3 protein-coding genes and 1 pseudogene are annotated in these 8,516 nt (G+C 70.1%); 2 read left to right on the forward strand and 2 right to left on the reverse strand.

Features of this window, described 5'->3' with window-relative positions; translation table 11 throughout:
* Positions 1-142 precede the first annotated feature (142 nt).
* Entirely contained in the window at positions 143-1,801 is a 1,659-nt protein-coding gene (locus ACFWY9_RS39550) for a S8 family serine peptidase (RefSeq protein ID WP_378341291.1), read from the reverse strand.
* A 26-nt stretch (positions 1,802-1,827) separates the two neighbouring features.
* Complete coding sequence (gene eccD / locus ACFWY9_RS39555) at positions 1,828-3,192, reverse strand: type VII secretion integral membrane protein EccD (RefSeq protein ID WP_378341292.1); 1,365 nt, start codon at positions 3,190-3,192, stop codon at positions 1,828-1,830.
* A gap of 588 nt (positions 3,193-3,780) precedes the next feature.
* On the opposite strand from eccD, the gene eccCa reads away from it, so the two are divergent.
* Positions 3,781-7,791, forward strand: coding sequence for a type VII secretion protein EccCa (eccCa, locus tag ACFWY9_RS39560; protein ID WP_378330873.1), 4,011 nt, complete (start codon positions 3,781-3,783; stop codon positions 7,789-7,791).
* A gap of 43 nt (positions 7,792-7,834) precedes the next feature.
* Positions 7,835-8,516, forward strand: a pseudogene (locus ACFWY9_RS39565) (type VII secretion-associated protein); the annotation flags it as partial.

Here is an 8,516-nt window from a genome sequence, read left to right on the forward strand (position 1 = left end):
GCGCCCCGTTTTTTTTCCCCCCCCCCCACCCCCCTTCCTCGGGTCGCGGGGTTTTTTGTGTTTCCCCCCACCCCCCCACTTGGGTGCGGCAGAGAGGTGAGGTCGTGGGGCGGCGCGAGTGCAGTTAGCCCGCTAAACGCGGTCAGGGGGTCTTGCGGGTGACATCGGCCGCCGCGCGGTTTCGGCGGATGGTGTGCATGACGAACAGGGTGATCAGCAGAGCCACCAGGCCGCCGCCGGTGCCGGCGAGGGCGACGATGATCGCCGCCTGGTCGCGGTCGTTGGCCGGTGGCAGCGTCGCGACCTGCTGTACCGGCTTGACCGACGGCACGCCCTCCTCCGAGGACACACTCGCGGTCAGTGCCGCCATGGGGTCGATCACGCCGTGGCCGACGAAGTTGTCGTGCCCTCCGGGCGCCGCCGGGTGTTGCGCGGTATTGATGATCCGCCGCATGACGCCCTTGGCGTCGAGGTTCGGGTATTTCGCCTTGATCAACGCCGCGACACCCGCTACGTACGGTGCCGCAAAGCTCGTTCCCTGGATCGCGCTCGGTTCGGAGTTTCCCTCGATCGTCAGGTTGGCCAGGCCGGTCGAGCCCGCTGCCGGATCCAGCGAGATGATGTCCGTTCCCGGCGCCGCGACAGTGGTCCACGGGCCGTTGACGCTGAAGTTCGCGACACCGCCGGTGACGTCGATCGCGGCCACGGAAATCACGTCTTCGGAGAACCAGGGCGGCGTGACGATCGAGCGCGGCTGGTTCGGGTTCAGCTGATCGTTCTGCGGGCACGTCTCGGTCGTGTTGCCCGCCGCCGCGACCACGACGACCTTTTGCTGCACCGCGTAGTGCACCGCGGCCTGCAGCTGGCGCTCCCCGTCGGAGATCCGCCCGTCGGAGGGACGGCAGTTGTCCACCGACATGTTGATCACGGTGGCGCCCTTGGCCACCGCGCGCACCACGGCCTGCGCCAGTGTCGTCAGCTTCCCGGCGGTACCGGCGGTCTCCTGCCCGCGGCCGGGGCCTTTCTGCTCGGGCGAGGTCGTGCCGCCCGGTTGGGCACCCTGCCCGCTGCCGCCGCCGTTCGAGGGCGGGAGCTGTGACTTCGAAGCACCCCCCGACGACGGCGGTGCCCCTGACGAGGCCGGTGGGGACGCGGGCGGGGACGAGGCAGCGGACTCCTTGGTGTCCTTGCCGTAGTTCTGGCTGGACTGCCGGATCGACAGGATGGTGGCGTCCGGGGCGACCCCCTTGAACCCGATGTCCGCCGGGGTGTCCGCGGCGATGATGCCGGCGACCTCGGTGCCGTGACCGTCGCAGTCCTCGAGACCGGGCTGGACACCGTTCTTCGGGTTGGCGACGTAGTCGCCGCCGCTTTCCACGTTCTTGAGCCAGGGATGTTTGGTGACGCCGGTGTCGATCACCGCGATCTTCTGACCGCCGCCGACGCTGCCGGTCGCGGCCTTCACGATCTCGTGGAGCTTGTCGATCTGCAGGTATTCCTGGCCCCACGGCCGGTTCTTGGGAATGATGTTCTTGCCCAGGCTGCGCTGCACGCACTGCTTGGTCTGGACGTAGTTCTCATCCGGCTTGCCCGGGTCCCCGGGCGGCGGCGTGTTGCCGATCGGCGGCGGCGCCGCATAGTAGCCGCCCTCGGAAGGGGACACGCTGGGCTGCTGCGCCCACACCGGCATCGCCACCACCGGGGAGAGAACCCCGATCGTCGCCGCGAGCGTGACCGTCGCGGCCCGCCCGGCGCGGCCGAGCTGCCGGCGCGGCCTGCCGCCGTTCCGCGCTACCGCCATCTGAACATCATCCGATCGGGTCGACGTCACTTGAAGTTGAGGTGACGCAGCGTGGTGTAAAGGTCCATGACGCCGAGCGCGAAGGGGAGCACCGTGGCGATGCAGATCGCCTCGATGATCTCCACCGTCCGTCGCAGCGGAGGGGAGAACCGCTGGTTCGGGAAGATCACACCGACCACCAGCGAGCCCGCCGCCACCAGGATCAGCGCGCCGAAGACGTACAGCACGCGTGCCTGCGGGGTCGCCGTCCATATCCAGCCGAGCAGGATGCCCGCCGCGGAGACCATGCCGGTCGTGAGCAGGGCGATCGCCTGGCTGCCGTTGGCGTAGGCCCGTGCGCGCAGCAGCAGCACGAGGCTGGCGACGACACCGAGGATGATCCCGAACGGGCCGGGCGCGGTCGACGCGATGATCGCGGCGATCGCCGTGGTGACGCCGCAGCCGATCATGAGGCCGGTCATGTAGTTGTGCGCGACGGCCGTCCGCCGCTCGATGGCGCGGTAGTCGGGGAAGCCGGAGTCCTCCTTCAGCTCCTCCGCGCTCCCGGGCACGTGCGGCAGCGGAAGTTTCGCGAGCCAGATCGTCGCCCTCGGCAGGATCGAGATACAGGCGAGGGCGACAGCCGCGGTCCCGGCGGCGATCCCGGGCAGCGGGTGCGCGACGAACGTGCCGAACAGGAACGCCAGCGCACCGAACGCGCCCACCGTCGCGGCCGCGATGAACGTCGTGATCCCGGCGCCGATGACCAGGATGCAGACGGACGCGACGATGAGGACGAGCGCGCAGCCGAGCAGGAGGTTCGCCCGCAACGACAGCCCAGGCACGATGTAGAAGCCACTGACGAACGCCAGCGGCAGACCGCCCGCGGCGGCGACGAGTACGCCGGTCGCCTCGGCCTGGTACGCCTTGGCCAGCGTCGCGCCGACCGCGACACACGCGATCGCGCCGATACCGCCCGCGATCGCGGCGGCGAGCGCGGGCCCGCCGTAGAACGAGCCGCTCAAGAACAGTGCGAACGCGGCCGCGACCAGAGCCAGCCCGCCCGCGACGTGACCGAACCGGCGCGCGGTCTCCTTCGTCCACGGGCGGAAGCTGTCCGGTGAGGACTCGGCGATCGCGTCGACGACGTCGTCGTACAGCGGGGGCGGCGGGTTCTCGTTGCGCTTGCGCAGCTGCAGCAGCTCACCGTCGACGATCCCGAGCGAGGCGAGCGTGCGGCTGGGGTCCAGCGGCGCGTCGCCGAGCTTGGCCAGTGCCCAGCCGCCGTGGCGCGCGCCGCCGTCGGGCGTCGTCTCCTTGGCCATGTCCAGCAGCATGGGCAGCAAATCGGCCACCGCGACGTCGGCCGGCAGCGCGACGTCGATCCGGGTGCGCGGTGCCACCACCGTCACCCTGCTGAAAACTGTCGTGCCCGTCGCCACTGCACTGCCCCCGCTCTGATGAGACTGCTCCCGGGGGGAACTTATACCGAACCCGGGTGCCGCTATCACCGACTGTCCGAAATTGACCGGCAAAAGTATGCCCTCGCCACGCCGCTCCAGCGCGCTGACCGCCCCCGCTCCCGACCTCGCCGCCGAGCGCGTTTAGCCCGCGAAACGCGCACGGCGCCCCAGGTCCACGTCGCCTGCGGGTGAGGGAGACGGGGCGCACAGGGGACGCGGAACAGGGGACGGGCCGAGTGCAGTTAGCCCGCTAAACGCGCGTCGGGGCGGCCGGGAGAGCGCGTTTAGCGGGCTAAACGCGGTCCGGGGCGCGAGGAGGGGAGAAGGGAAGGAGATAAGGGGAGGGCTGCGGGTTCGGTCGCTACTGTCGGTGCCGCGCCCTACACTCGGCGGGCAAGCTCATCGAGTCGATCATCGAGGTCTCCGGCCGTTCACGGCATTGGCCGGATTTCCCGCCCGACGTTCGATAGGTTGTTCCGCGCACCTGAGCGCACAAAACGGTGGCCGCCATCGTCGAGTTTGAAGAGGGGTCCTTCGATGAGCACGCTGCAGTTCAAGAAGTCGCCACGGCTGGCAGCGCCGCGCCCGCCGGGCGGCGAGGTGCACCTTGAACCGCCACCGGAGGTGCCCCGCACCATCCCCGGCAACATCGTGATGAAGCTGCTGCCCGCGGTCATGATCGTGGCCTCGCTGGGCATGATGGTCTTCATGTTCACCGCGGGTGGACGCAACCCGATGATGCTCATGATGGGCGGCATGATGGTCATGGGGACCGTCGGCATGATGGCCGGCGGGGGCGGCCGCGGCGGCGGCGCCAAGAAGGCCGAAATGGACGAGGACCGCAAGGACTACCTCCGCTACCTCGGCCAGATGCGGGACCGCGCCCGCGAGGCGATGGTCGACCAGCGTGCCGCGCTCGAATGGGTGCACCCGGACCCGCAGACGCTGTGGTCGCTGGCTGCCAGCCGCCGGATGTGGGAGCGCCGCCAGAACGACCAGGACTTCCTGCACCTGCGCGTCGGCCGCAGCTCGCACCGCCTCGCGACGCGGCTGGTGCCGCCGCAGACCGGCCCGGTCGACGAGCTGGAGCCGATCGCCACCCTCGCGCTGCGCCGGTTCGTGCGCGCGCACTCGATCGTCCCCGACCTGCCGACGCAGATCACCCTGCGCGGGTTCGCCGCCGTCAGCATGCAGGGCGACCGCGAGCTGACCCGCTCGCTGACCCGCGCCCTCCTCTGCCAGCTGGTCACGTTCCACAGCCCCGACGACGTCCTGATCGCCGTCGCCACCGCGGGCCGCGCGAAGTCCGAATGGGAATGGGCGAAGTGGCTGCCGCACGTGCAGCACCCGACGCTGGCCGACGGCATCGGCCAGCTCCGCATGATGGCCGGATCGCTCGCCCAGATCGAGCAGTGGCTCGACGAGGAGCTGCGCGACCGCCAGCGCTTCTCCCGCAACGCCACCCCGGCGCCCGACCAGCCGCACGTCGTGATCATCGTCGACGACGCGGAGGTCACCCGCGAGGAGCAGATCATCCTGGAGGAGGGCCTGGTCGGCGTCACGCTGATCGACCTGTCCGACTCCATCGGCAACCTCGCCGCCCGCCGCGGTCTCCGGCTGGTCGTCGAGGAGACCCGGCTCGGCGCCCGCAGCGCGGGCGGTGTCGAGTGGTTCGGCCGCCCGGACCGCCTGTCGGTGGTCGAGGCCGAGGCGGTGGCCCGGCTCATCGCGCCGTACCGGGTGGGCTCCGCGGCGCAGGACGCCAGCGAGGACGAGCCGCTGCTGTCCAACCCGACGCTGCTCGAGCTGCTCGGCATCCCGGGCGACCCGATGACGTTCGACGTCCAGCAGGCGTGGCGACCGCGCCCGGTCCGGGACCGCTACCGCGTCCCGTTCGGGGTCGGCGAGTACGGCCAGGCCGTCGAGCTGGACATCAAGGAAGCCGCGATGGAGGGCATGGGCCCGCACGGCCTGTGCATCGGCGCGACCGGTTCCGGTAAGTCGGAGTTCCTCCGCACGCTGGTGCTGGGCATGCTGGCCACCCATTCCTCGACGACGCTCAACTTCGTCCTCGTCGACTTCAAGGGTGGTGCGACGTTCCTCGGCCTGGACGACGCACCGCACGTCTCCGCGGTCATCACCAACCTCGCCGACGAGGTCACCCTGGTCGACCGTATGAAGGACGCGCTGGCAGGCGAGATGAACAGGCGCCAGGAGGCGCTCAAGAACGGCGGTAACTTCAAGAACGTCTGGGAGTACGAGAAGGCTCGCGAGAACGGCGCCGACCTCGACCCGCTGCCCGCGCTGTTCATCGTCGTCGACGAGTTCTCCGAGTTGCTGTCCGCGAAACCGGACTTCATCGACCTGTTCGTCGCCATCGGCCGGCTGGGCCGGTCGCTGCAGATGCACATGTTGCTCGCCTCGCAGCGCCTGGAGGAAGGAAAGCTGCGTGGTCTCGACTCGCACCTGTCCTACCGGATCGGCCTGAAGACGTTCTCCGCGGCGGAATCCCGCGCGGCGATCGGCGTGCCGGACGCGTTCGAGCTGCCGTCGATCCCGGGTTCGGGGTACCTCAAGTACGACACCTCCACGATGGTGCGGTTCAAGGCGTCCTACGTTTCGGGCCCGTACCGTCCCGCGGGGATCAAGGCGGCGGGGCCCGCGGCGACGGTCGTCCGCGCGGACAAGCGCCCGCAGCTGTTCGTGCCGGACTTCGTCGAGCTGCCGAAGGAACCGGAGCCGCAGCAGATCGAGGAAGAGGCGCCGAAGCAGGAACGTCAGCCGGAGGAGGCGGTCGAGCCGAGCGAGCTCGACGTCATCGTCGGGCGGCTGGTCGGCCAGGGCCCGCCGGCGCACGAGGTGTGGCTGCCACCGCTGAAGGAGCCCAACTCGCTCGACACGCTGCTGCCGAACCTCAACCCGACCGACGATCGCGGCCTGTCCCCGGTCGGCTTCTTCGGCAACGGACGGCTCCAGGTCCCGCTCGGCATCGTCGACCGCCCGTACGAGCAGCGGCGTGACGGTCTGTGGGCGGACTTCTCCGGCGCCGCCGGGCACGGCCTGATCGTCGGTGGTCCGCAGTCGGGCAAGTCGACGATGCTGCGGACGCTGATCATGTCGATGGCGCTGACCCACACCCCGGAAGAGGTCCAGTTCTACTGTCTGGACCTCGGTGGCGGCACGCTCGGCGGGCTCGCCGACCTGCCGCACGTCGGTGGTGTCGCGGTGGCACGGCGCGAGCCGGACAAGGCCCGCCGGATCGTCGCGGAGCTGACCACCCTGCTCACCGAGCGGGAGGGCCGGTTCGCCGCCATGGGCATCGACTCGATGAACGAGTTCCGCAACCGGAAGCGGCGCGGGGAGATCAAACCGGAGCAGGACGCCTTCGGTGACGCGTTCCTCGTGGTCGACGGCTGGAAGGCGCTGCGAGAGGACTTCGAGGAGCTGGAAACCTCGATCACCCGGCTCGCCATGCAGGGTCTGTCCTACGGCGTGCACGTCGTCGTCGGTGCCAACCGGTGGGCCGACATCCGCCCGGCGATCAAGGACATGCTCGGCACGCGCTTCGAGCTGCGGCTCGGTGACCCGAGCGAGTCCGAAGTGGACCGTCGCGCCGCGGTGAACGTCCCCGCGGGGCGGCCGGGACGCGGGATGACCCGGGAAAAGCTGCACATGCTCACCGGTCTGCCGCGGATCGACGGCTCCAGTGACCCGGACACGATCGCCGCCGGCGTCGCCGATGCGGTCGCGAAGATCAAGGGTGCCTGGCGGGGCCGCCCGGCACCGCAGGTCCGCCTGCTGCCAGAGATGGTCACCTACGACGAGGTTCTCCGGCTGGACAGCAAGCGGGCCACGAAGCTGGTGCCGATCGGGGTCAACGAGGAAGATCTTCAGCCGATCTACCTCGACTTCGACGCGGAGCCGCATTTCTACGCGTTCGCCGACGGCGAATCGGGCAAGACCAACCTGCTCCGGCAGATCGCGCGCGGTATCGCCGAGCGCTACACGCCGCAGGAAGCCGTGATGCTGCTGGTCGACTACCGGCGCACCATGCTCGGATTCCTCAGCGGGGACTCGCTGCTCGGTTACGCGGTGTCGGCGAATCAGCTGGACAGCATGGCCAAGGACGTCTACGGGTCGATGACCCGGCGGCTCCCCGGCCCGGACGTCACGCAGGAACAGCTGAAGAACCGCTCCTGGTGGACCGGTCCGGAGCTGTTCGTCCTCGTCGACGACTACGACCTGGTGGCGACCCAGAGCAGCAACCCGCTCAAGCCGCTCTCGGAGTTCCTCGCCCAGGCCAAGGACGTCGGGCTGCACCTGATCGTGGTCCGCCGTACCGGTGGTGCGAGCCGGGCCATGTACGACCCGATCCTCGGCAAGCTGAAGGAACTGTCGGCGCCGGGCATGGTCATGAACGGCTCGAAGGACGAGGGCACCCTGGTCGGCAACATCAAGGCCGGCCCGATGCCTCCCGGCAGGGGCAACCTGCTGACGCGCAAGTGGGGCAAGCAGCTGATCCAGGTTTCGTGGATCCCGCCGGAGTGATGCCCGCGAAGGACAGGAGAACGACGATCTGCGGGAGTGGCTGGTGACGTTACGGGTAGCGGTGGACTTCGGGACATCGAGTACCTGTGTCGTCGCCTCCGTGAACGGGCGCGAACCGCAGGTCGTGGTGATCGACGGCCAGCCACTCATGTCGTCGGCCGTCTACGCGGCACCCGACGGCACGTTGTTCGTCGGCCAGGAGGCGGAGCGGCAGGCCGCGGTCGACCCGTCGCGGTACGAGCCGCACCCGAAGCGCCGGATCGACGAGGGCGAGCTGCTGCTCGGCGAAAATGTGCTCCGGGTGACCGATGTGGTGCACGCCGTGCTGGCCCGAGCGGTCACCGAAGCACGCCGGCTGGCCGGTGAGGCCGAGGTCGATCTGCTGGTCCTCACGCACCCCGCGGACTGGGGCGCGATCAGGACAAGGCTGCTGCGCCAGGCGGCGGGGCGGCTGGCGCAGGAGGTCGCCCTGGTGCCGGAACCCGTCGCGGCGGCCGTCTACCACGCGGCGACCTTCGCCCCCTCGGACCTGAAGTCCGATCGCACCGTCGAATTCAGCGGCCGCCCCGGCGACACCCTCGCCGTCCTCGACCTCGGCGGTGGCACCGTCGACGTCAGCGTCGTCACCCGCACACCCCCGCCCGCGGGGGGTTGGGGGGGCAAACCCCCCGGGCGGGCCCCCCCGGGCGGGGGGCCCGGGGGGGGGGCCCCGGGCGCCCCCCGCG

It is taken from the genome of Amycolatopsis sp. NPDC059027, from assembly GCF_042739735.1.
GTDB lineage: Bacteria > Actinomycetota > Actinomycetes > Mycobacteriales > Pseudonocardiaceae > Amycolatopsis.

Bases quoted from the DNA above. Each gene is read 5' to 3' on its own strand.
- ACFWY9_RS39550 (WP_378341291.1), bottom strand. From the start codon at position 1,801: ATGGCGGTAGCGCGGAACGGCGGCAGGCCGCGCCGGCAGCTCGGCCGC.
- eccCa (WP_378330873.1), top strand. From the start codon at position 3,781: ATGAGCACGCTGCAGTTCAAGAAGTCGCCACGGCTGGCAGCGCCGCGC.